Below are 23,283 nucleotides of genomic sequence, written 5' to 3' on the forward strand. Positions count from 1 at the left end.
CCGCCTATCATCAAGAGACGTGAACACCAACCACCAGTAGGGAGAGGCGGAGCAACATGGCCAACCCCAACCAGAACCGCCGCTCCAAAAGCACAGGCCGCTACGTCCGCAGCCTCGAAACCGTCGCCCGCGACGCCGAATGCGCCCGCCTCTACGGCGACGAAGGCTGGACCTACCAGCAGATCGCCACCCACTTCGGCTGGGCCGACAGAAGCACCGCCTTCGAAGCCGTCCACCGCGGCTACCGCGACGCCGCAGCCCCCGCCCGCAACGTCCGAAAGCGCCGCGACGCCGAACTCCAATTCCTGTGGGACTCCGCCATGGAGATCCTCGAAAGCCGGCACGTCGTCGTCTCCAACGGCAGGGTCATCGAGGTCGACGGCGAGCCCCTCCGTGACGACAACCCGCGCCTTCAGGCCATCGAACAGCTTCGCAAGGTCAACGAGTCGTGGCGCCGTATGGACGGCACCGACGAGCCCTCCCGCGTGAGCGTCGACGCCGAACAGCTCGGCCGCGACATCAACCGCCTCCTCGACAACCTCGCCCCTGATGACGACTCCGACGCGTGATGACATCCGCGACCAAGTCGCGAGGCTCGTGCGCGCCGGCGACACGAAAGCCCTCAAGCACATCCACGCGCAGCTCCAACGCCAGGCCGACAAGCGGGGCCTGCGCGAGCGGACCGCGCTGTACGCGCACAACCCGGTGGGCTGGGTGCAGGAGCGCCTCAAGCAGGTGGTGTGGTCGAAGCAGCGAGAGATCATGCTGTCGATCCGCGACAACCGGCGCACCGCCGTCCGCTCCTGTCACGGCGTCGGCAAGTCCCACACCGCCAGCCTGGTGGCTGCCTGGTGGCTCGACACGCACCCGCCCGGCGAGGCGTTCGTCGTCACCAGCGCCCCAACGTTCGCGCAGGTCCGGGCCATCCTCTGGCGGTACATTCGCCGCACCCACCGCCGCGGCAAACTCGCCGGCCGGGTGAATCAGACCGAGTGGCACATCGACGACGAGCTGGTGGCGTTCGGCCGGAAGCCGGCCGACCACGACGAGTCGGCGTTCCAGGGCATCCACGCCCGCTACGTTCTCGTCATCCTCGATGAGGCGTGCGGCATCCCGGAGCAGCTGTGGGTGGCGGCTGACGCGCTGACGACGAACGCGGACTGCCGGATCCTGGCGATCGGTAACCCCGACAACCCTGCGAGCCACTTCCGGAAGGTGTGTCAGCCCGGCTCCAACTGGCACGTCATCGGCATCAGCGCCTTCGAGTCACCCAACCTCACCGGCGAGGAAGTCCCCGACGACGTCGCCCAGGCGTTGGTGGGCCAGGAGTGGGTGGAGGAGAAAGCCCAGGAGTGGGGCGAGGACAACCCCCTCTACAAGTCCAAGGTGCTCGGCGAGTTCTCCGAGGACGCCCCGAACAAGGTCGTCCGCGCCTCCGACATCGCGCGCTGCCGCATCGACCCCGAACGCAAACTCACCGCCGCCGAGCTGGAGCCCGTAGAACTGGGCGTGGACGTCGGTGGCGGCGGAGACGAGACCGTCATCCGCGAGCGCCGCGGCCGACGCGCCGGCCGGGAGTGGCGGGCGCACACCGACCGGCCCGAGAAGATCGCACCGCTGGTGCTACAGGCCATCAAGGAATCCGGTGCCGCCACCGTGAAGGTCGACAGCATCGGCGTCGGCTTCGGTGTGATCGGCGAACTCCGCAACCTGGCCGATCAAGGCAAGCATCAGGCGCACATCGAGGGCGTGAACGTCGGCGAAAAGTCCCAGGAGCCGGACAAGTTCAAGAACCTGCGGGCGGAGATCTGGTGGGAGATCGCCCGCAGCCTGTCGGAGCGGCAGGGCTGGGATCTATCGGGGATGGAGAACGCGGACACCACGGTGGCGCAACTACTGGAGCCGCTGTGGGAGGTCGACGCGCAGGGCCGGATCTTTGTGGAGCCGAAGGACGAGATCCGTAAGCGGCTCGGGCGGTCGCCGGATAACGCGGATGCGTTGCTGCTCGCCTTCTACAGCGTGGGCCGTCCGCGAGTGAGGTGGCTCTGATCACCACCTTGTACGGTTCCTACAACAGACATGCGACAGGACGATTGGGGCGTTTCGGTGACGGAAGAGCAAAGGCACAGGCTAAGGCGTCAGATGAATACGGCTATGCCGTATGTGGTTGACGGGACTGGAGCTATGCTCTTGTCGGGATCTGCCATGATGTGGAGCGTCGTGGCCGGAACAGCGGCCCTCGGGTTGTCGGTGCTCTACATGGGCCACCGGATCTTCGGAGGGCGCCAGTAGTGCGAGGGAGGTGCGGTGGCGAGAACCCTTCTCGGCGACCTCGGCAACGCCGCCCGCGCCCTGTTCAACCGCTCCCCGGTCCCGTACGTCTCCAGCAGCAACGTGAGCGTTCCGTGGCGTCAGCCGACAGGCGCCGAAGCGCAGATGCGGGCGATGGGGTCGGTGGGGACGCTCTTCGCCATTGTCAACCGCACCTCGAACGCCACCGCGCTCGTCAACTGGCGGCTCTACCGCAAGGCCCCGTCCGGGCTGAAGGAAGACCGCGTCGAGGTCACAGAACACGCCGCCCTGAAGCTGATCAACCGGCCGAACCCGTTCTTCACCCGGCAAGAACTGATCGAGTCCACCCAGCAGCACATCGACCTCACCGGCGAAGGCTGGTGGGTCATCACCCGCAATACCCGCTCCCCGATCCCGCTGGAGCTGTGGCCGGTCCGCCCCGACCGCATTGCGCCCATCCCAGACCCGATCGACTTCATCGCCGGCTACGTGTACACCGCGCCCGACGGCCGGCAGATCCCGCTTCGCGTCGAGGACGTCATCCAGATCCGGATGCCGAATCCCTTGGATCCGTACCGGGGGCTGGGGCCAGTGCAGTCGATCCTCACCGAGATCGACGCCTCCCGGTACTCCGCGGAGTGGAACCGCAACTTCTTCCTCAATTCGGCTGAGCCGGGCGGCATCCTCGAAGTCGACCGGCGCCTGACCGACAACGAGTTCAACGAGGCCCGCGACCGCTGGGCGGAGCAGCACAAGGGCGTCTCGAACGCGCACCGTGTCGCGATCATCGAGAACGGTCTGAAGTGGGTCGACCGGAAGCTGACTCAGCGCGACATGCAGTTCGCCGAACTCCGGCAGGTGTCCCGGGACGTGATGCGGGAGGCGTTCGGCGCTCCGGCATTCGTCCTCGGTGAGGTCGGCGACGTCAACCGGGCCACCGCCGACGCGAGTAAGGCGCTCTTCGCGGAGCAGCTGACGGTGCCGCGGCTGGAGCGATTCAAGGGCGCCCTGAACAACGACCTCCTCCCGCTGTACGGGCCGGAGGCCGCGCGCGGCCTGGAGTTCGACTACGACGACCCGGTACCCGCAGACGCCGCAGCCCGCAACGAAGAGATCACCACCAAAAGCGAGGCGTGGGTGAAGCTCGTCGGCGCCGGCGCGGACGCCGCGCTGGCCTCCGAGTACCTCGGCCTGCCGGACCTCGGCTACACCGCACCCGCACCTCCCCAGCCCGCACCTGCGGCTCTGCCCCCGGCTGCTTCGGCTCCCGCGGCTCGCGTGGACCTGCACCACCACGTGCCGTACCAGCTGCCCGCCCGCCAGCCGTCGTACAACCTCGTCGGCACGACTACGCCGCGGCGCCCACTGCTCGCGAAGGTCGACCACGACGACGCCCTCGCCCGTGTCCGCGAGCAGTTCGACGACGCGCTCGACGCGCTGCTGGAAGCGTGGGAGCCCGTCGCTGAGGCGCAGTTCGAAGCCCTCGCGAAGCAGATCGAGACCGCGGTCGACGACGGCGACACAGAGGCACTTGCCGACCTGACCGTGGACTCCGCCGCCGCCGCGAAGACGCTGCGTCACGCACTTGCCGACATGGCCGAGACCGCGGCCGCCCAGATGGCTGCGGAGGCCGCCGAACAGGGCGTGAAGGTACGGCCGCCGCGCCTCGACAAGACCCTCACGAACGCCTTCGGCAGCGAACTGGTGGAGATCGCCGTCGTGACGGCTGGCCTGCTGGCCGCCGACATCGCCGCGTCCGCCGGCCGAGAGGCGCTGCGTCTGCTCGTGCCGAACGTGTCCGGGGCCGAAGTCGCCGAGAAGGTCACCGGGTTCCTGAAGGGCCTGAAGAACTGGTTCCGCCGCGACCAGCTCGGCGGCGCCCTGCACCGCGCGCAGAACACGGGCCGCGTGGCGACACTCCAGGCCGCGCCCAAGGCCCGCTACTTCGCTGCGGAGAAGAACGACAGCAACCGCTGCCAGCCGTGCACGGACATCGACGGCACCGAGTTCGACGACCTCGCTGCCGTGCAGGGCCTGTACGGCAGCGGCGGCTACCTGCACTGCGAGGGCGGCATCCGCTGCCGCGGCACGGTGACCGCCGTGTGGGAGACGACGGAGGAGAACGCGATGGGCCGCACGCAACGGTGCTGGAACAGCGCCACCCCCGAGCAGATCGCCGAACGCGGACGCGCCATGCGGCCCGCCCTCACCACGGCAGGCGCGGACGAGGGCTGGTACCGCATCACCAACAGCATGGACGCAGCCGGGGCACCGACAGCCAGCGTGCACATCTACGGCGACATCGGATCCTGGGGCATCACCGCTGCCTCCTTCGTCGACGAGCTGAAGGCGGTCGACGCTGCCGAGATCCAGCTGTTCATCAACTCCCCGGGCGGGGAGGTCTTCGACGGCCTGGCGATCCACAACGCGCTGCGCTCGCACCGGGCGCGGGTGATGGTGCAGGTCGACTCGCTGGCCGCATCGATCGCTTCGGTGATCGCGATGGCCGGGGATCGGATCGTCATGTCCCCGCACTCGCAGATGATGATTCACGACGCGCAGGGCGTGTCCTGCGGCAGCCCCGAAGAGCTCCGCGAGTACGCCGACTTCCTCGACCGCCAGTCCGACAACATCGCCGGGGTCTACGCCGAACGTGCGGGCGGTACGGCAAAGCAGTGGCGCGGCAGGATGCGGGCGGAGACCTGGTACTTCGCCGACGAGGCGGTGGCCGCAGGGCTGGCGGACGAGGTGGCGAAGCCGGAGCGGCAGCCGGAAGACGCGCAGGCGATCGCTGCGGCGTGGGACCTGAAGGTCTACAACTACGCGCACACCAGCCGCGAGGATGCACCCGAGCCTGAGCTGCCGACAGGCGAAGGTGGCGTGGTCACCGCGACCGTGACCGCTTCGGTAGGCGAAGGCCCTGTGTGTACCGGCGTCGACCCGGCCGAGTTCACCGCAGCGATCGCCACCGCCCAGGACCCGGGCCCGATGCCCGACTTCGAGGCGGACTGGTTCCGTGACCTCATGGGCAGCGTCGCCGAGACCGCGCCCGCACCGCCCGAGACCGAAACGCCATCCGCACCAGCGGCCGCAACCGAGGAACCCGTCGAGCCCGAGCCGGCCCCGGAGCCGCCCGCAGCCGTCATGCCCGCCTTCGACCCGGCCGCCTTCCGCGTCGCCGCGCGCGCCGCGTTCGACCCCATGCCCGACTACGACCCCGACCGCTTCCGGGGACTCATGGCAGGCGTGGCAGCCGACGCACCCGCCCACCCGAACGCCACCGGCCCCGCGCCCACCCCACCCCCCTACGTGGCAGACGCGGCACCGGTGGACCACGCTCCGGCTCCGGCCAGCGAGGTCGCGGTCGAATACTTCCGCACCCTCATGGCGAACGCCGCCCAAGATCTCGCCGCCCCCGAACAGGCTGCGGCACCCGGCCCGGCACCCGCCGAGCCGATCCCAGCAATCGACAGAACCAGCTTCGAACGCAGCCTCAGGGAGGCACGACTGTGAACACGTCCAGCACCATCCAGAGGCGCCGCGTCACCGCAGGCATCCGGGAACGCATGCTCCAGCGCGCCGGCTTCGACCCGTCCGCGGTCGGCCGCCCGTTCAACCGGGCCGCGAACCCTGCCGCTCCGGCCGGGGGTATGGATCCCGAGCGGCTGGCGATCCCCACCTCGCAGGCCGAGCTGGAGGCGATGCTCACCGACTCCGCGCAGATGCAGCGGGTGTTCGCCGACAAGAACGGCGCGTTCGGCGAGTTCGTCACCAACTACGCGCGGGCCGTCCACAACCGCGACCTGTCCATCGCCACGCAGGTCAAGGAGCAGGTGACCGCCACCCTCGCGGACTGGATGCGGGAGAACCAGCCCGAGGGCATCGACCGCCTCGACCTCACCCCCCGCGCGGTCGTACAGACCGGCAACGCGAAGAACCACCTGCACAACCCGAAGGCGATGGGCGCCGTCCTGGACCGCGAGTTCAAGAACTCGGCGGAGTACTTCCAGACGATCTGGCACAACGCCAACCGCACCGCGGACATGCAGGCCAAGCTCACGCGGGTTCGCAACGCCTTCTCCTCGACCGTGCCCAGCGAGGGCGGGTTCCTCATCCCCGAGGTGCTCCGCTCCGAGCTGCTGGCCATCGCGCTGGAGCAGTCCGTCGTCCGCCAGCGCGCCCGCGTCATCCCCATGGAGACCCTGCGGGTGCCGTTCCCGGCCATCGACGCCACCAGCAACGTGTCGTCCGTGTACGGCGGCGTGGTCGGCTACTGGACCGAGGAAGGCGCCGCCCTCACCGCCAGCCAGGCGGCGTTCTCCCGCATCGTCCTCGACGCGAAGAAGCTGACCGCGTACACCGAGGTCCCCAACGAGCTGATCTCCGACTCGGCGATCTCGTTCCAGGCGTTCCTCGACCAGATCTTCCCCGAGGCCCTCAACTTCTATGAGGACCTCGCGTTCCTCAAGGGCTCCGGCGTCGGCGAACCGCAGGGCGCCCTGTCCGCCAACAACAGCGCGATCGTCACCGTGGCGAAGGAGTCCGGGCAGGTCGCGGACACCATCGTGTGGGAGAACATCGTCAAGATGTACGCCCGCATGCTTCCCGGTTCGCTGGACCGGGCGGTGTGGGTCGTCTCCCCGGACACCTTCCCCGAGCTCGCCACCATGGCGCTCAGTGTCGGTACCGGCGGCTCCGCGATCTGGCTGAACAACGGCGTCCAGGGCCCGCCGATGACCATCCTCGGCCGCCCCGTCATCGTCACCGAGAAGGCCCCCGGGCTGCTCGGCGACCAGGGCGACATCAGCTTCGTCGACTTCGGGTTCTACCTGATCGGCGACCGGCAGGTCATGTCCGCCATGTCCAGCCCGCACTTCAAGTTCCAGAACGACCAGACCGCCTACCGCATCATCCAGCGCGTCGACGGCAAGCCGTGGCTTCAGTCCGCGGTCACCCCCCAGAACAACGGCGCCACCCTCTCCCCGTTCGTGCAGCTCGCCGCACGGGCCTGACCCCCGCCAGCCCTGGCAGGCATTAACCCCCCTGCCAGGGCCTGATCCCCAGAGGCAATCAACCCCCTCAAGGAGGGCACCATGGACGGACTCGGAAGGGTCTTCAACGTCGTCGCCGTAGCCGACGACGTCTACGTCCCGCTCAAGGACGCGAGCGCGGTCAGCTTCGTCTGCTTCCTCGGCGCCGGCGACACGTACACCGTGACGTCCGCAACCAGCGCGGCTGGCGGCAGCGCTGCGGTGCTGGCCACCGTCGACCACTTCTACGACAGCACCGGCGTCGGTGGCGCGTGGTCGAAGGTGACGCAGGCCGCCGCCTCGACCGTCGTCAACAACGGCACGGCCGGCCACGACTGCTCCGTGTTCACGATCAGTGAGGCGGAACTGCCGGCGAACCACACGCACGTCAAGGTCGCTTCCACGTCGACGGGCACGGTGGTGGCGATCCTGCACGACCTCAAGGTGCAGCGTGCGCCTGAGAACCTCCCGGCTCTGGTCTGAGGGGGCTGACTCATGAGCGTTCTCATCCAGGCGAACCAGCTGCGGCTCGTCAATCTCGGCCAGCGGGCATCGAAGAGCACCGGCACCCTGGCGGCGACGACGGTTCCGCTGTTCACGATCGCGGGCGGCCGGGTCGGGATCACCGCGATCTACGGCTACGTGGGCACCGCGATCACGGTCGCCAACAGCTACAAGCTGGTGTCGAACCCGACGACCGGCACGACCATGGACCTCTGCACGGCCACCGACCTGGGGACGAACGACACCCCGGCCGGCGCCGTCCTGTCCATGACGAGCCCGGCGGCTGCGATCACGGGCGGGTCCACGACCACGGTGTCGACGGTGTCTCTGACGGGGATCGTGCCGATCGGGATCGGGCAGATCGAGTCGGTGTCTGCGGGCACGGATGGCGAGATCACCTGGACGGTGTTCTGGATCCCCCTCGACGACGGCGCGACGTTGGTGGCTGCCTGATGGCTCTGTGGGTGTGTGGCGGGGAGGCGGGCTGCGGGACGAAGTACGCGGTCGGCCTGTCCCGCTGCCCTCGTTGCCACAACATCGAGTTCTTCGAGGACGGAGACCCCATGGCGAAGATCACGAAGCACGGCGGGGCGTCGGACCATACGGTGCCCGCGCCGGAAGCCGAAGCCGAGGCCGTCGAGGCGGCACCGGCCGCCGACGACGGTGCGGTCTACCAGGCCGCACCGGAGGAGGAGGGAGGTGAGGAGTCATCGCCTGGGAGCAGCTCATCAGCATCTACCGAGATGCCGCAGCCGACATCCGAGCCGAGCGAACCACAGCCCCCGAAGCGTGCCCGCAAGATGGCGAGCCGCTCCGCCAAGGCCCAGACGGGGACCTCTTCTGCCCCTTCGACGGATGGCGGCCAGGAGACCGGTACGTCGGCGTCTGACGAGGCGGGCGAGTAGTGAGCGCCTTCCGGAACAACGAGCTGTTCAAGGCCAGCGGTCTGACCTTGAACAGCTCGACCGACCACATCACCGCCGGAGTGACCAACGCCACCACCGGCCGCACCGGCGCGATCAACATCAGCGCCGTCAGCAGCGGCCTGCTGGTCGTGAACGTGGTGAACGCCCCGACAGGCACCAACCCGACGCTGGCCGTGTTCTTCGACGTCCTCGACGCGACGGGCCTGGTGTGGGTGCAGACGTCGGGGGCGACGTCGATCGGCGGGGCGCTGTTGACGTCGTCGGGCTACACATACGGGCAGATCAGCACGGGCTACACCCTGGCCAACCAGGGCCGTATCCGGTGGTCGGTCGGAGGCACCGACACCCCCAGCTTCACCGGGGTGTCCTTCTCCATCCACGGCCGGCCCTGACCCGCACGACACGAGACCTGAGAGGAGGTGACGAGAGATGACAACCCCGTTCTACGCCACGCGCGAGGAGATCAAAGCCGAGCTGGACGTGAAAGAGACCGCCCGGTCCAACGCCCGTATCGACCGCGCCCTCGCCGATGCGACCGAAACCGTGCACGGCCTCACGCACCGGGTCTTCTACCCGACGCTGGCCACCCGCTACTTCAACTGGCCCGACAGCCAGAACGGCACGTCCTGGCGGCTGTGGCTCGATGACTCCGAGATCATCTCCGTCACCACTCTCGCCTCGGGCGGAACAACGATCGCCGCGTCGGACTTCTTCCTGGAGCCCAACCGCAGCGGCCCCCCATACAGCCGCCTGGAAATCGATCTCGGCTCCAGCGCCAGCTTCGGCGGCGGCGACACCCACCAGCGCGACATCACCGTCACCGGCCTCTTCGGCTACCGCAACGACGAAACCACCGTCGGCGCCACCATCGAGGCCCTCGACAGCAGCGAGACGGGCGTCGACGTGGACGCCGCCACCTCGGCCGCGGTCGGCGTCGGTTCCCTGCTGCGCATCGACTCGGAGCGGGTCATCGTCACCGGCCGATCCCAGCTCGACACCGGGCAGACGCTCGGCGGCAGCGGCCTCACGAACGTCAACAACAGCGTCACCGTCACCGTCCAGTCGGGCGCGGCGTTCGCGGCCGGGGAGGCGATCCTGATCGACGGCGAGCGCATGCGCGTGGACGAGATCGCAGGCAACACCCTCGTTGTCACGCGGGCGTGGGACGGATCCACGATCGCCGCCCACACGGTCGGCGCCGCCATCTACGCACCGCGGACCCTGGCCGTGGTGCGGGCCGCACTCGGCACCACCGCGGCTACCCACGACTCCGGCGCCGGCGTGTACCGGTGGGACCCGCCCGGCCCGGTGCGTCAGCTGTGCGTCGCCGAGGCCCTCACCGACCTGTTGCAGGGGCGGTCTGGGTACGCGCGCACCGCAGGCAGCGGCGAGAGCGAGCGCGAGGCGTCCGGGCGCGGGCTGAAGGACCTGAGGGACCGCGTGTACACCAGCCATGCCCGCAAGGCCCGGATGAGGAGCGTCTGATGCGACTCGACGTCTCCACCAGCAGCCGCGGCCCGATGTTCGACGGGCGTGCTCGTGCAGCCGCCAACGCCTATGTCGACCACCTTGAGCGGCAGCTCGCCGAGGACGGCCGCACCATCCTTCTCGGCGAACTCGACCGCGTCCTAAGGACCCAGACCCCGTACTACGCGACCCGGATCGAGGTCATCGACGGGAACAAGATCTGGGACAACCGCGTGGTCTACGGGCCGTGGCTGGCCGGCATCGGAAGCAGGAACTACCCGGTGACGAAGTTCCGCGGCTACGACCACTGGATCGTCACCCGGGCCAAGCTCAACGCCCGCAAGCGCGGCATCGGTGAGCGGCTGCTGCGCCGGTACACGGGACGGATGTGATGCTCCGTGGCTGACCTCGACCTTGTCGCCTACCGTGCCGCGTCCCTGTCGCACGCGCAGGGCCTCGGCATGTTCACCAACGTCCTGGGCCACGAGCCGGTGTCCGCGCCCGGCTCTGGGCTGATCTACGCGATGTGGGTGTCGGACCTCTCGCCGATCCCGCCCCGCTCCGGACTGGCCTCGGTGTCGGTGCGGCTGGAGCTGGCGGGCCGGGTGCTCATGCCGGCCGACAGCCAGCCCGAGGACGACGTCGACACCGCCGTGACGACCGCCGTGAACGGGCTGATGCGCGAGTACTGCGGCGACTTCACCCTCGGTGGGACGGTCGCCAACGTCGACCTTCTCGGCGCCCACGGAGCTGCCTTGCGGGCCCGTTTCGGCTACACCCGCTTCGACTCCACGACCTACCGGGTGGCCACTCTCACCATCCCGCTGATCATCAACGACGCATGGAACGAGGTGGCCTAGGGTGACCAAGAAGTCCGGCCTGGCGCAGGCGTTCTACCTGGGCGGCTACAACCTGTCCGGCGACACCGGCGCCGGAAACGAAATCGGCGGCGGCCTCGCCGGCACCCAGGACGTGACGGGCATCGACAAGTCCGCCTACGAGCGCATCGGGCTGCTGCGAGACGGGCGCCTGTCGTGGACGAGCTTCTTCAACCCGGCGATCGACAAGGCCCACGACGTGTTGTCCACGCTGCCGACGACGGACCGGCACCTGATGTGGGCGACCGGTTCCGCCATCGGTTCCCCGGCGGCATGCATGGTGGGCAAGCAGATCGACTACAACCCGACGCGGGGCGCGGACGGGTCGCTCACTATCTCGGTGTCGGCGCAGGCCAATGCCTACGGGTTGGAGTGGACTGATCTGCTGACGGCGGGGATCCGGACGGACACCACCGCGACGAACGGGACGTCTCACGACCTCGGTACGGGCTCGACGGCGTTCGGCTTGCAGGCGTACCTACAGGTGCTCGCGTTCACCGGGACCTCGGTGACGATCAAGTTGCAGGAGTCGTCCGACAACGGTGCCGGTGATGCGTGGGCGGACGTGACCGGCGGCGCGTTCACGGTCGTGTCCAGTGCGCCGACGGCAGAGCGGATCCAGACGGCGCGCGGGCAGACCGTCGAACGCTACCTGCGGGTCGTGACGTCCGGGACTTTCTCCAACGTCCAGTTCGTGGTGGGTGTCGCCCGCAACGACGCCTCAACGATCTTTTAGGGAGGCGCGTGATGGGTGAGCCGTTCCGGCTGGAGCCACAAGGCCCCGTGGGGGCGTACCAGACGTTCAGCATCAAGTCGCGCCCCGACCGGATGATCCGCACGGTGTGCGAGCAGGTCGGCTGCCCGCAGTGGCGGGACGGATGGGAGTCCGCCATCGACGAGAGCACGGACCTCGGCCGTGCACAGGGGGCGTACATCCGGCAGCAGTCCGGGCGTACCTTCCGCGAGATGCGCACCGAGGCCGGGCTGACCGTGTTCCGGTTCGAGTCGGGACAGCGCTGCTTCGCCGACCACCAGACGCGCCCCGAGCTGTACCTCGTCCGTGACGGGGACCACCGGGGGAATCCGACAGGGCGCCGCCGTGTCCACACACGGCCGGCGGACTGGGTGGAGCACATGCAGGAAGAGTTCCACAGGTTCGACGACGACCGGCACAGGGGGTGAGCCGAGTGAAGCGCTGGCGCCTGTGGATCGACGGCGACGAATACACCGACGAGTGCGACGGCCTCGACTTCGAGATGCCTGCTCTGGTCTACGACGTGCCGCACGACGACGGGCGCGGACAGAGGCGAGTCCTGGGCCCACGCGGCTTCTGGATCGCCCTGACCTCGCCCAGCGAACGCCTGCTGGCACTCGTGGACAGTGGCCAGGCGGTGCGGCACGTCAAGGTCGCATTCGAGAACGAAGCGCTCCCCGTACCGGTCCAGTTCCACCAGCAGTGGGTGGAACGCAACGGCATCCGCAAGATGTTCGGCTGCCTCGCTTCCAACCGTGACCTCGATCCGAAGTGGGTCACCGAACCGCAGCTCGCTGAGGCGTAGCTCCAACTAAGAGGGATGTGAACCATGGCGAAGGAAAACGGCCTCGGCTGGACCACGTTCAGCGTGGACGATGCGGCTGCCGCCGCTCAGGACATCCGTAACGACATCACCAACCTCGACTGGTCCATGCCGCGCGGTGTCCAGGACATCACCGGTATCGACAAGAGCGCGATCGAACGGCTCCTGCTCCTCGCGGATTTCTCCGGGACGATGAACGGCGTCTTCAACGACGCCGCGAACAAGTCGCACGCCGTCCTCAAGACGGTCAGTTCCACGTCGGTGACCCGCACGATCAGCATCGGCATCTCGGGCCAGACACTGGCAAACGAGTGCCTGATCACCGACTACGCCCTCACCCGCGCGCAGTCCGGCGAGTTCACGTTCTCGGCCCCGTTCAGCCTTGCTGACGGAACGACGCCGGCCTGGAGCTAGGCCCAGCCCCCTGCTACTGATTGGAGGTGCGGCCGTGGGTTTCCGCGAGCCTGACAGCACCGTCACCGTCCGCTTCGAGGAAGGCCACCGCTACCACGGCCTCGAAGCCACCCTGCGCAGCATGACCATCGACGAGTACGCCGCCGCCATGGGCTGGGACGGCAACGGCGGCGACACCGACGGCGTCACCCTGGAACGGTTCTTCAAGGCGCTCATCGACTGGAACCTCACCGACGGCCAGGACAAGCCCATCCCTGTGAGCGAGGCCCGCAGCCGCGACAAGCGCCTCATCCTCGCCCTCAACGGTGCGTGGGTGCAGGCCCTCGTGGGGGTCCACAACAGCGACCCTTTGCCCGACAGCTCCACCTCTGGCGCGCCCTCCCCGGCGCCCGAAATCCCGATGGCTCCGTTGTCGGAGAGCCAGGCGAGCTGACCCACGCCCGCCAGCTCCTTGGCATTCTCCGCCGCTTCCCCGGCTACACCCTGACCACCCTGCTCCAAGAGGACGTCCGGCTGCTGCGCCTGCTCAGCATCGAACGCCTCGGCACACCCGACGACCCCGACCCCGACCCCGAAGAAGGAGGTGACCCGTGGCCGACGACGTAACAATCACCATTCGTGCGGACAGTGGCGACGTGATCCGTGCGTTCCGGGATGTCGACGGCCGGCTGCGGGACATGCGCGGCCGGTTCGTGTCCGAGGGTTCGGCGATGACGGGGTCGATGAACCGGCTCACCGCGGCGATCGGCGGGGTGAAGGGGTCCCTGATTCCGCTCGCGTCGGCGGCCGTCCCGCTGGGTGCTGCGCTGGCGCCGATCGCGGTGAAGGCGGGCGCGGCCGGTGTGGCGGTGGCGGCGTTCGGTGCGGCGGTGGCCGGGCAGGTCGGCTATCTGACGGACGCGGCCAGCGCGCAGGACAAGTACACGGCTGCGGTCGCCCAGTACGGGCGCGGGTCGAAGCAGGCGGCTGAGGCGCAGCGTGCGGTGCAGGCGACGTTCGCGGCGATGCCTCAGGCCACGCAGCGGGCCGCGGTGGCGTTGTCGTCGGTGAAGAATGAGTTCAAGGAGTTCTCGGACTCGACGGCTTCGTTCACGATGGTCCCGGTCGAGAAGGGCCTCACGTTGGTGGGGCAGTTGCTGCCGAAGCTGACGCCGATGGCGAAGGGGGCCGCTTCGCAGCTGGACCGGCTGGTGACGGTGGCCGGCGGGGCGATGGCTACGCCGGGGTTCGACGCCCTCGCCGAGAAGGTGTCCACGTTCGCGAACTCGGCGCTGAGGGACGCAGTTGACGGGGTCATCCACTTCTCACGGGCGCTGTCGGAGGGCACTGCGGGCGGCGGCGTCAAGGCGTTCATGGAGTACGCCGAGCAGAACGGGCCTGCGCTGCGGGAGACCCTCGGCAACATAGGCGACGCGGTCACCACGCTGGTGGAGGCGGCTGCGGCCGCGGGGCCGGGGATGCTGACGTTGGTGAACGCGGCGGCGAATCTGGTGGCGTCGCTGCCGCCGGAGCTGGTCACCGTGCTGATGCAGACCGCGGTCGCGCTGAAGCTGGTCACGATCGCGGGCGCGGGTGCGGCGGCGATCTCGGGCGGGATCGCGACGCTCGGCGCTCGGATCGCCGCGCTGTCGGCTGTGTCGGCGGCGGCGGGCGGCGGGCTGGCGGGCGTGGCCGCAGCGTTCGGAACGCTGAGCAAGGCGGCGAAAGCGTCGATCGTGGTGGCCGGGATCGCTGCCGCAGTGGCCGTGTTCCAGAAGCTGTCGGACATGGGCCGCGAGGCGCCCCCGAACGTCGACCGGCTGACGACGTCGCTGGCCCAGCTCGGTCGGACGGGCAAGGTCACGGGCGAGGCGGCCTCCCACTTCGGGACGGACTTCGGGAAGCTCCACGACCAGATCAGCAAGGTCGTCAACCCCAGCGTCGTGGAGAGCATCAACAACTGGGGCGCGGACGTCACGAACGGCCTGCTCAGCGCGGGCGATGCGACCGAGACGTTCACCAAGAGCATGGACGCCATCGACGAGTCGCTGGCCAACATGGTGAAGGGCGGCAACGCCGATCTGGCGAAGGCTGCACTCGGCAGCATGCTGAAGGGGCTGAACGGCGAGGAGGTCAAGAAGTTCAAGGGCGAGTTGGACGGGTACGACAGTGCGCTCGCTGACCTGAAGCTTGAACAGCAGCTTGCGGCCGACAGCATGGGCATTTTCGGTACGGCAGCGCAGGCCACGTCGGCGAAGCTCGAAGCGCAGAAGCAGTCGGCGGACGGGCTGAGGGCCAGCATCCTCGCCCTCAACGACGCCAACCGGTCGGCATACGACGCGCAGATCGGGTTCGAAGCCGCGCTCGACAGCCTCTCGGAGGCGTTCGCGAAGAACGGCTCCACCCTCGACCTCAACACCGAGGCTGGCCGGGCGAACGGGCAGGCCATGTCCGCGGCCGCGAAGGCGCAGGACGAGATGATCGCGTCCGGGCTGGCGGCCGGCGAGTCGCTGGCGTCGATGACGGCGAAGTCGGGCGAGCTGCGCGAGTCGATGATGAAGCTCGCGACGGATGCGTTCGACGGGAACAAAGCGAAGGCAACCGAGTACGTCAACACGCTGCTCGGCGCACCCAGCGAGATCAAGACGCTGGTGAAGCTGGAGCGCGAGGAGGCCATCACCGGGCTGGAGGAGGTGCGTACCGCGATCCAGGCGACGCCGGACGCCAAGGAAGTCACCGTCTCGACGCTGAACGGCGCGGCCATCGCGGCGCTGGAAGCAGTTGGCCTGAAGACCGAGACGCTGCCCGACGGCCAGACCAGGGTGTTCACGGCGAACGGGCAGGCCCTCGGCAACATCGGCGCGGTATCGACGGCGCTGAACAACCTCAACGGCAAGACGGCCCACACGTACACGACAAACACGATCCGCACGATCAACGAGATCATCACCAACTCGAAGACGTTCCGGTCGGTGCACGACATCACGGGCAAGGCGGCTGGCGGGCGGATGCCCCGGTACGCCGGCGGTGGCGACGTGCAGGTGGCGCCCGAGGGGCTGCTCAGCGGGCCGGGTACTGGCACGTCGGACAGCATCCTCGCGTTGTTTGCGTCCGGCGCGGTCGGCGCGGTGTCGGACACCGAGTTCGTGGTGAACGCCAAGCAGACGAAGAAGCATCTGCCGCTGCTGGAGGCCATCAACGATGGCAAGCTCCCGTCGTTCGCTGGCGGCGGCCTGACGAAGGGCCAGCTCAAGGGGCTGTCGTCGCCGTCGGATGTCTCGTCGCTGAAGTCGACGCTGTCCGACGTCCGGGCCCGGATCAAGGACAAGACGTCCGGGGGCACGGAGGCGCGACTGCTGCGGACGCTGGACTCCGTGGGTAAGAAGCTCATCGGCCACGAGAAGGCGCTCACCAGCGTGAACAAGGCGCTCGACGGGGCGAAGGACAAGCTGAAGGACCTGAAGAGCGCTTCGTCGCAGCTGGCGTCGTCGGTGAAGGGCGGGGTGCTGTCGGCGGCGAACATCACCTCGGGGAACGCGGGCAAGAACGTCACCGTCGGGGGGATCATCCAGGGCCTGACCGACAACCGGGACAAGGCGACCGCGTTCTCGAAGGCGCTGTCCGGGCTGAAGTCGAAGGGCTTGTCGTCGTCGCTGCTCCGGCAGATCGCCGAGGCGGGGATCGAGGGCGGCGGCCTGGAGACGGCAGGCGCGCTGATGACCGCGTCGTCGGGCGACCTCGCCGCGATCAACTCCCTTCAGGGGCAGATCGGTACGGCGGCCACAGCGGCCGGGAAGACCACGTCGGACGCGGTGTATGGGGCGGCGATCAAGAGCCAGACCGCGGCAACCAACCGGCTCCAGAAGAGCCAGGACAAGCTCGAAGCCACGATGGCCAGCCTGGCCAAGAACTTGGACAAGGTCATCAGTCGGGCGCCGGGAAAGAAGGCGGCCGGCGGGATCGTCGGGTTCGCGGCGGCGGGCGGGGTGCGCTCGAACCTGACGTGGGTGGGCGAGCAGGGTCCGGAGTTGCTGGACCTGCCGGCCGGGAGCCGGGTGTGGTCGAACGCGGACTCGCAGCGGCAGGCGGCGCCGTGGGCGTCGATGCTGAACAGCCCGCGCCGGACCGGCGGCCGGGCGGCGGCCGCCGGGGGCGCGGTGCAGCCGATCATCGTGCACCAGACGATCACGCTCGATGGGCGTGTGGTGGCTCGCACGATTTTCGACCCCTTCAAAGAAGAGATCCGGGCGCGCGGCGGGAACGTGCAGCAGGCCCTCGGGCAGCGAGACAGAGGATAGGAGACGAGAGTGCCTTTCACGGTGTGGAACGGTCCTGCTCCGACGACGGCCGCGCAGGCCAGTGTCACGACGGGGACCGCGATCAAAACGATGCTGCAACTGGCCACGCCCAGCACCACGCAGATCCAGATCCTGGAGTGGGGCTTCAGCCTCGACGACCCGCCCGGCGCCGACGGCGTGGTCGAGCTTCTCCAGACCGATGTGGCGGCCACGGTCACCGCGCATGTCGCGGCCACCGGTGTGGTCAACCTCGACCCGAACGGGCCGACAACGCTCCTCACGGTGGGTACGTCGGCGACCGGCTACACGGCGTCCGCTGAGGGTTCGATCACGGCTACCCGCGTGTTCGACACGGTGTCGCTGTCCTCGGTGTCGGGCGAGTCCGGGCTGTCCTACGTGCGGACGTTCATGCCGGACGACCGGCCGATCATCGCGGTGTCCCGTTTCCTGCGGGTGCGTGCCACCACCCCGACGACCGCCTCAGACATGCGGACCTTCATCACGTTCCAGCAGGTGGGCTGACCTGATGCCGTCCTCGATCGCTCCCTTCGTCGCAGGGTTCCGGCGTCGGCTGGCCAACCTGCCGGGCCCGGGTGCCCGCGCGGGCGGCGAGGCGTCCAACGGCGAGCCGGTGCAGATCGAGATGTGGGTACGCGGGACGTGGGTGGACATCACCTCGTACTGCATGGTCCGCGACGACTCGGGCCGGGTGGAGATCGTCAGCGGCATCCGGTCGGAGGGCCAGCAGGCGGAGCATGCGGAGGCGCGGCTCCAGCTGCGGAACACGGACGCCCGGTTCTCGCCGCGCAATCCCAGCGGCCCGTACTACGGGGCGATCGGCCGCAACACGCCGATGCGGATCAGCGTGCCGGACGGCAACGACGGCAAAACCTACGTGATCTGGGGCGACGTCACCCAGTGGGCACAGTCCTGGGACTCCACCGGCTCCGACGTGTGGGTGGACGTCATCATCTCGGGGCCGATGCGGCGCCTCGCGCAGGGCCCGCCGCCGGCGCGGTCGGTGCTGTATCGGGCGCTGGCGGAGCCGGCCGCGTCGTCGCTGCGGGCGTACTGGCCGGTGGAGGATGCCTCGGATGCGACGTCGATCGTGTCGCCGCTGACGAGCGGGTCGGCGATGACGTTCACCGGCACCCCGAGCCTGGCCGGGTTCGAGGGGTTCGCTGCGTCGGATCCTGTGGTGCTGATGCAGGGCAACGTGCTGTCCGGCGGGGTGGCGCACTACAGCGATCCGACGATGACGCAGGTGAGGTTCCTGTGCTCGATTCCGGCGGAGGGCCTGACCGACGGCAAGGTGGTCTGCACGGTCACGCAGGAGGATGACGGCGGCACCCTGCGATGGGAGCTGATGTACGACGCCGCCACCAGCAACAGCTTTATGCTGCGTCAACTCGACGGTGATGGCGCCCTGCTGGGCCCGGACATGACGGGTGCGGTCGATGTCCGAGGCAGGCGGCTGTACGTATCGATCGAGTTGCAGGAGTCGGCCAGCACGATCAATCGTGCGCTCCGTCTGTACGACCTCACCGACCAGATCAGCTACGACGTCACCGACAGCGGAACGTCGGCCCATCTGAACCGGGTCACGCAGGTGGAGTTTGGGGCCGCCAGCCGCAGCGTGGTCGGGCCGATCGGTACGTCGGGGCTGACGACGGTGGCGATCGGGCACGTGACGGTCGAGGACACGATCACTCCGCTGACGGTCCTCGGCGTGCACCTCAACCCGGTCGGGGAGGCTGCGGGCCGGCGGATCCAGCGGCTTTGCGCGGAGAACGCGATCCCGTTCGAGTGGATCGGCGATCTCGACGACACCACGAAGATGGGCGCTGAGACGAAGCAGAACCCGCTCGACTTGATGCGGGAGGCGGAGCTGTGTGACGGCGGCATGCTGTACGAGGCGCGCGGCGGTCTCGGCTACCGGACCCGGGTGAGCCTGTGCAACCAGGACCCGCAGCTCACCTTGGACTACGCCGGGTTCAACCTCGCCGACATTCCCACGCCGGTGGAGGACGACCGGTACATCGCCAACCAGGTCACCGTCACGGTGGGCGGGGTGGCGCAGACGTACTCGCTGGACGAGGGCAACCTGTCCGTCCAGCAGCCGCCGTCGGGTGTGGGCGTGTACGGCACGAACTACAGCCTGACCTTGGCGCCGTCCGAGAGCGGGCTGTCGCATGCGGCGTGGCGGGTCCACATGGGCACGGTCGACGAGCCGCGCTACCCGCGGATCTCCGTGAACCTGGCCCACAGCACGTTCACGACGAACCCGGCCCTGCGGCGCGCGGTTCTCGGGCTGCGGCAGGGCGACCGGATCCTGATGCAGAACCCGCCCGCCTGGCTGCCCCCGGGTGACGTGGACCAGGTCATCCTCGGCATCGACAACAGGACCATCAGCCACTTCGAGCACCGCATCACGTTCGTGTGCGCGCCCGCTTCGCCGTACCGGGTGGGGGTCCTCGACCTGAACGGGGCGCGCGTCGACACCGACGGGTCCGCGCTGCTGCTCCCGGTGGGGGCGGCGGACACCACGCTGGTGGTGACACCGTCGACGACGGACTACGCCCGCTGGACGACGACGGATGCCGAGTTCCCGTTCGCGGTGCGCTGCGGCGGCGAGATCATGACGGTCACCGACATCAGCAGCTTCATCTACGACACGTTCACCCGGAGTGCGGCCAGCAGCTGGGGGACGTCGGACAACGGGCAGACCTGGCAGACGGCGGGCGGCGTGGCTGGCGACTTCAACGTGTCGTCCGGCGCCGGCGGGCACACCTTGTCGACGACGGGCGCGTCCCGCCGCAGCTTCATCGACGCCGGCACCGCGTACAGCGACTTCGACTTCTACGGCAGCATGACCACCTCGGCGACCGCGACGGGCGGCTCGCTGAACGGGGGCCTGGCCGCCCGCTACGTCGACTCGTCGAACATGTACACGGCGCAGTTGGAGTTCACCACGGCCAACGCGATCGCCCTGACGATCCGGAAGCGCGTGAACGACGTGCAGACGACGCTCGGCACGTACAACCTGCCGGACACCTACGTGGCCGGCACCTTCTACCGGGTCCGCTTCCAGGGGCGTGGCGCTGTGCTGCGGGCGAAGGCGTGGGCGGCGAGCGTGGTGGAGACCCCGGAGTGGCAGATCACGGCCTCGGACTCGGCGTTGACGAACTCGCCGTTCTTCGGCGTGCGGTCGATCTCCGACGTCGCGAACTCGAACGTCAACCCCATCGTCAGCTACGACAACCTGGACCTTCAGCAACCGCAGATCTTCACGGTGACCCGCTCGGTCAACGGGGTCTCGAAAGCCCAGGTCGCGGGCGAGGACATCCGGCTGGCCTATCCGACGATCGTGTCGCTGTGAGGAGGACGAATGCCTGAGGCGTACCCGACCTACCTGGCGGGGCAGCGGATCACCGCATCGCTGCTCTCCTCCGGGCAGCCGCAGGTGGCGAGGAAGACCGCCGACACCCAGCGCGCTGCCACGACGACGCCGGCCGCGGACCCGCACCTCACATTCAGCGTGGTCGCGAACGCGGTGTACGTGCTCGACGGATGGATCAAATACGACGGGCCGACCGCCGCTGACCTGCTGCTGGACTGGTCGGCGCCGTCCGGCACGGAGGGCGAGTGGCTTGGCTGGGGCGTCGGCCATAGCCCCGTGGTCTCCTTCAACACCACGCCGGCGATCGTCTCGGACTCCGTCCAGTCCCGCGGCTACCCGATCCGCACCGAGTCCAACGACGTCACAGCGGCAAAGAGCTTCGGCTGCCTGGGGGTTGGGACCGCGCTGACCATGGTCCTGGCCGCCACCGTCCGGGTCGGCTCCGTGAGCGGCACGTACTCCCTGGACTGGTCACAGCAGGTCTCCGACGCCTCCAACGTCACCTTGTTCACCGACTCGTGGCTGCGCTTGCAGCGGATCGCCTGAGGAGCGCCCATGGTCTATCTCGCTGGTGAGCGCATCACCGCAGCCCGCATCAACCGACTGAAGCCGGCCGTGTACAACGCGGTGGGCAGCAGCAACTTGGCCCTGTCGACGACGGAGACCGACATCACCGGGGCGTCGATCACGCTGACGACGGAGACCGCGGGCGCCTACTACGTGGTGCAGGCGACGTTCTCATTCGACATCACTTCGGCGACGACCAGCTTCGCGAGCGGGGTCTGCCAGCTCGACGGGGCCAGCCTCACGGGCAACGCTCGCTGGTCGGGTGAGGTGACGACGGATTTCGGTGAGGCGAGTTTCACGTGGCGGGGCGCGGTCGGCACGGCTGGCAGCCACACGTTCAAGCTCCGCGGGTCCATGTCCAGCGGCACCGGCATCCAGGTCCTGGCCGCCTTCACGACGCTCCTCGTCACGATCTACGAGGAGGTCTGAGGTGGTCGCGATCAGCCTGAGCGGCGACGTGGTCGTCCAGGGCGAGTACTCCAGCGACGTGGCGACGGCCGGAGTGAAGCTGCCTGTGGACACAGTGACGGATACCTGGCGCACCGTCGTCACCCGCGTGCTGCCGGTCGAGCCGGGTGATCTGTTGGATGTGGATGCGCGGGCCCGGGTCACGAACGACACCGGCGTCTCGCGTGGTACGGCCGGTTACACGGTGGGGATCGGGGCGCACCTGTGGATCTACGACTGCGACCCGGACCCGGACGAGACCGGTGTTGTGCCGGTGGTGTCGGCCCGGCCGTGGACGAAGATTGCGCCGTCGTGGGGCGACAACGTCTCCCGCGACCGACACCACCTCCCCATCCACGTCACGGCGCACTGGCAGGTGCCGGCCGACTGGCCGGTGGGGCATCGCATCGTGGTCGTGCTGCGCGCGGATGCGCACTCCACGGCGGCGGTGGCGGGGGACACGATCACGGTGGACGGCACGTACACGCTGCTGAAGGTCCGCCGATCCGCACTGAGAACGGAGGCCGTGTGATGGCCACTGGCCCACAGAAGTATCCGGGTGCGTCGACGGCGTACTTCTACCAGAACCGGTACGGCGGCGACGTGATGGAGGTCAACGTCGTCGTCCTCCACACGACAGAGGGCCGGACGCTGCCGGACTACGGGGGCGGCAGCAGCGCGCCGAACCTGACGGCGGTCCCAGACTTCGCCGCGCGGAAGCTGCGGTGGTTCCAGCACTTCGACATCGACCGCTCCTCCCGCGCCCTGGTGAACCTGTCGGGCGGGGTGGAGACGAACACCCTGAACGTCGTACAGGTCGAGCTGGTCGGCACCTGCGACCCGGCCACCCACAGGAACTGGGGCAGCGCCGAGCACATCTACTGGCCCGAGGCCCCCGACTGGGCGCTCGCCGAACTGGCCACGTTCCTGAAGTGGCTGAACGCCGAACACGGCGTCCCGCTCGTCGGGCCGTCGAAGTGGCCGGCATACCCCACGTCCTACGCGAACGGCGGCGGGCAGCGCTTCACCTTCGACCAGTGGAACGGCTTCAAGGGCGTGTGCGGCCACATGCATGTCCCGGAGAACGTGCACGGCGATCCAGGCGCGATCGACTTTCCCAAGCTCATTGCCCTTGCCAAGGGCCAGACCGTCCCCGAGGAGGACGACGTGGCGCTGACTGACGCCGAAATCGACAAGATCGCCACTGCGGCGGCGAAGAAGACACTGACCATCGACGGGGTGATCGCCAACCCGAACACGGCGACCGCCGCCACGAACCCGTTCATCTCGCTGGCGACCGCGGTCCGTAACAACGAGATCGTGGGCCGCCGCGTCGACGCAACCACGGCCGCTCTTACCGCGCAGGTCGGCGCGCTGTCGGCGGCCGTCGGAAAGCTTGCCGAGGGCGGCGGGCTGGACGCGACCGAGATTCAGGCCGCGGCTCAGGCGGGCGCCGAGGCGGCGCTCGACCGGCTCGGCGACGCACTCACCAAGGAGAACTGAC

23 protein-coding genes are annotated in these 23,283 nt (G+C 68.8%); all 23 read left to right on the forward strand.

All coding sequences use genetic code 11. From position 1 onward, the window contains the following. Positions 1–56: 56 nt before the first annotated feature. Positions 57–569 (forward strand): hypothetical protein, encoded by a 513-nt coding sequence (locus ACZ6D7_RS22680; RefSeq protein WP_469493437.1) that lies wholly within the window; start codon positions 57–59, stop codon positions 567–569. Then, positions 550–2,049, forward strand: a complete 1,500-nt coding sequence (locus ACZ6D7_RS22685; RefSeq protein ID WP_469493439.1) for a hypothetical protein — start codon at positions 550–552, stop codon at positions 2,047–2,049. The genes ACZ6D7_RS22680 and ACZ6D7_RS22685 overlap by 20 nt, the downstream gene beginning before the upstream one ends. Positions 2,050–2,307: 258 nt before the next feature. Beyond that, the gene (locus tag ACZ6D7_RS22690; protein WP_469493442.1) at positions 2,308–5,805 is read left to right on the forward strand and encodes a head maturation protease, ClpP-related; all 3,498 of its coding nucleotides are present in this window, start codon (positions 2,308–2,310) and stop codon (positions 5,803–5,805) included. Further along, a complete protein-coding gene (locus ACZ6D7_RS22695; RefSeq protein ID WP_469493445.1) occupies positions 5,802–7,304 on the forward strand; it encodes a phage major capsid protein in 1,503 nt (500 codons plus the stop codon). The genes ACZ6D7_RS22690 and ACZ6D7_RS22695 overlap by 4 nt, the downstream gene beginning before the upstream one ends. Positions 7,305–7,385: 81 nt before the next feature. After that, a complete protein-coding gene (locus ACZ6D7_RS22700; RefSeq protein ID WP_469493448.1) occupies positions 7,386–7,805 on the forward strand; it encodes a hypothetical protein in 420 nt (139 codons plus the stop codon). A 12-nt stretch (positions 7,806–7,817) separates the two neighbouring features. Further along, complete coding sequence (locus ACZ6D7_RS22705) at positions 7,818–8,279, forward strand: hypothetical protein (protein ID WP_469493452.1); 462 nt, start codon at positions 7,818–7,820, stop codon at positions 8,277–8,279. Continuing rightward, a complete protein-coding gene (locus tag ACZ6D7_RS22710) occupies positions 8,279–8,731 on the forward strand; it encodes a hypothetical protein (RefSeq protein ID WP_469493455.1) in 453 nt (150 codons plus the stop codon). Before ACZ6D7_RS22705 ends, ACZ6D7_RS22710 begins: the two co-directional genes overlap by 1 nt. Beyond that, the gene (locus ACZ6D7_RS22715; protein WP_469493458.1) at positions 8,731–9,144 is read left to right on the forward strand and encodes a hypothetical protein; all 414 of its coding nucleotides are present in this window, start codon (positions 8,731–8,733) and stop codon (positions 9,142–9,144) included. The genes ACZ6D7_RS22710 and ACZ6D7_RS22715 overlap by 1 nt, the downstream gene beginning before the upstream one ends. A gap of 37 nt (positions 9,145–9,181) precedes the next feature. Next, a complete protein-coding gene (locus ACZ6D7_RS22720) occupies positions 9,182–10,237 on the forward strand; it encodes a hypothetical protein (protein ID WP_469493461.1) in 1,056 nt (351 codons plus the stop codon). Beyond that, positions 10,237–10,611 carry a hypothetical protein gene (locus ACZ6D7_RS22725; RefSeq protein ID WP_469493464.1) on the forward strand — a complete coding sequence of 125 codons (375 nt, stop codon included), beginning with the start codon at positions 10,237–10,239 and terminating at the stop codon, positions 10,609–10,611. The genes ACZ6D7_RS22720 and ACZ6D7_RS22725 overlap by 1 nt, the downstream gene beginning before the upstream one ends. A 6-nt stretch (positions 10,612–10,617) precedes the next feature. Then, positions 10,618–11,079 carry a hypothetical protein gene (locus ACZ6D7_RS22730; RefSeq protein WP_469493466.1) on the forward strand — a complete coding sequence of 154 codons (462 nt, stop codon included), beginning with the start codon at positions 10,618–10,620 and terminating at the stop codon, positions 11,077–11,079. Between the two features lies 1 nt (position 11,080). Then, the gene (locus ACZ6D7_RS22735) at positions 11,081–11,833 is read left to right on the forward strand and encodes a hypothetical protein (protein WP_469493469.1); all 753 of its coding nucleotides are present in this window, start codon (positions 11,081–11,083) and stop codon (positions 11,831–11,833) included. An 11-nt stretch (positions 11,834–11,844) separates the two neighbouring features. Beyond that, positions 11,845–12,279, forward strand: coding sequence for a hypothetical protein (locus ACZ6D7_RS22740; protein WP_469493472.1), 435 nt, complete (start codon positions 11,845–11,847; stop codon positions 12,277–12,279). Positions 12,280–12,284: 5 nt separating this feature from the next. Next, positions 12,285–12,656, forward strand: coding sequence for a hypothetical protein (locus tag ACZ6D7_RS22745; protein WP_469493475.1), 372 nt, complete (start codon positions 12,285–12,287; stop codon positions 12,654–12,656). Between the two features lie 24 nt (positions 12,657–12,680). After that, on the forward strand, positions 12,681–13,088 hold the full coding sequence (locus ACZ6D7_RS22750; protein WP_469493478.1) for a hypothetical protein: 408 nt from the start codon (positions 12,681–12,683) through the stop codon (positions 13,086–13,088). Between the two features lie 34 nt (positions 13,089–13,122). Continuing rightward, entirely contained in the window at positions 13,123–13,521 is a 399-nt protein-coding gene (locus ACZ6D7_RS22755; RefSeq protein WP_469493481.1) for a hypothetical protein, read from the forward strand. 157 nt (positions 13,522–13,678) lie between these two features. Further along, positions 13,679–17,365, forward strand: a complete 3,687-nt coding sequence (locus ACZ6D7_RS22760; RefSeq protein ID WP_469493485.1) for a phage tail protein — start codon at positions 13,679–13,681, stop codon at positions 17,363–17,365. A gap of 9 nt (positions 17,366–17,374) precedes the next feature. Then, positions 17,375–17,887, forward strand: coding sequence for a hypothetical protein (locus tag ACZ6D7_RS22765; RefSeq protein WP_469493488.1), 513 nt, complete (start codon positions 17,375–17,377; stop codon positions 17,885–17,887). 4 nt (positions 17,888–17,891) lie between these two features. Next, positions 17,892–20,744, forward strand: a complete 2,853-nt coding sequence (locus tag ACZ6D7_RS22770; RefSeq protein ID WP_469493491.1) for a hypothetical protein — start codon at positions 17,892–17,894, stop codon at positions 20,742–20,744. 9 nt (positions 20,745–20,753) lie between these two features. Beyond that, positions 20,754–21,311 carry a hypothetical protein gene (locus tag ACZ6D7_RS22775; RefSeq protein ID WP_469493495.1) on the forward strand — a complete coding sequence of 186 codons (558 nt, stop codon included), beginning with the start codon at positions 20,754–20,756 and terminating at the stop codon, positions 21,309–21,311. A gap of 9 nt (positions 21,312–21,320) precedes the next feature. Further along, positions 21,321–21,761 (forward strand): hypothetical protein, encoded by a 441-nt coding sequence (locus ACZ6D7_RS22780; protein WP_469493498.1) that lies wholly within the window; start codon positions 21,321–21,323, stop codon positions 21,759–21,761. A gap of 1 nt (position 21,762) precedes the next feature. Continuing rightward, positions 21,763–22,311, forward strand: a complete 549-nt coding sequence (locus ACZ6D7_RS22785; protein WP_469493501.1) for a hypothetical protein — start codon at positions 21,763–21,765, stop codon at positions 22,309–22,311. Further along, positions 22,311–23,282: a hypothetical protein gene (locus ACZ6D7_RS22790; protein ID WP_469493506.1), complete on the forward strand. Its 972-nt coding sequence runs from the start codon at positions 22,311–22,313 to the stop codon at positions 23,280–23,282. The genes ACZ6D7_RS22785 and ACZ6D7_RS22790 overlap by 1 nt, the downstream gene beginning before the upstream one ends. Position 23,283: the final 1 nt, after the last annotated feature.

This window comes from Streptomyces sp. NPDC041784, assembly GCF_055591025.1.

Bases quoted from the DNA above. Each gene is read 5' to 3' on its own strand.
- ACZ6D7_RS22680 (WP_469493437.1), top strand. From the start codon at position 57: ATGGCCAACCCCAACCAGAACCGCCGCTCCAAAAGCACAGGCCGCTAC.
- ACZ6D7_RS22685 (WP_469493439.1), top strand. From the start codon at position 550: ATGACGACTCCGACGCGTGATGACATCCGCGACCAAGTCGCGAGGCTC.
- ACZ6D7_RS22700 (WP_469493448.1), top strand. From the start codon at position 7,386: ATGGACGGACTCGGAAGGGTCTTCAACGTCGTCGCCGTAGCCGACGAC.
- ACZ6D7_RS22705 (WP_469493452.1), top strand. From the start codon at position 7,818: ATGAGCGTTCTCATCCAGGCGAACCAGCTGCGGCTCGTCAATCTCGGC.
- ACZ6D7_RS22710 (WP_469493455.1), top strand. From the start codon at position 8,279: ATGGCTCTGTGGGTGTGTGGCGGGGAGGCGGGCTGCGGGACGAAGTAC.
- ACZ6D7_RS22720 (WP_469493461.1), top strand. From the start codon at position 9,182: ATGACAACCCCGTTCTACGCCACGCGCGAGGAGATCAAAGCCGAGCTG.
- ACZ6D7_RS22725 (WP_469493464.1), top strand. From the start codon at position 10,237: ATGCGACTCGACGTCTCCACCAGCAGCCGCGGCCCGATGTTCGACGGG.
- ACZ6D7_RS22740 (WP_469493472.1), top strand. From the start codon at position 11,845: ATGGGTGAGCCGTTCCGGCTGGAGCCACAAGGCCCCGTGGGGGCGTAC.
- ACZ6D7_RS22750 (WP_469493478.1), top strand. From the start codon at position 12,681: ATGGCGAAGGAAAACGGCCTCGGCTGGACCACGTTCAGCGTGGACGAT.
- ACZ6D7_RS22770 (WP_469493491.1), top strand. From the start codon at position 17,892: ATGCCGTCCTCGATCGCTCCCTTCGTCGCAGGGTTCCGGCGTCGGCTG.
- ACZ6D7_RS22775 (WP_469493495.1), top strand. From the start codon at position 20,754: ATGCCTGAGGCGTACCCGACCTACCTGGCGGGGCAGCGGATCACCGCA.
- ACZ6D7_RS22780 (WP_469493498.1), top strand. From the start codon at position 21,321: ATGGTCTATCTCGCTGGTGAGCGCATCACCGCAGCCCGCATCAACCGA.
- ACZ6D7_RS22790 (WP_469493506.1), top strand. From the start codon at position 22,311: ATGGCCACTGGCCCACAGAAGTATCCGGGTGCGTCGACGGCGTACTTC.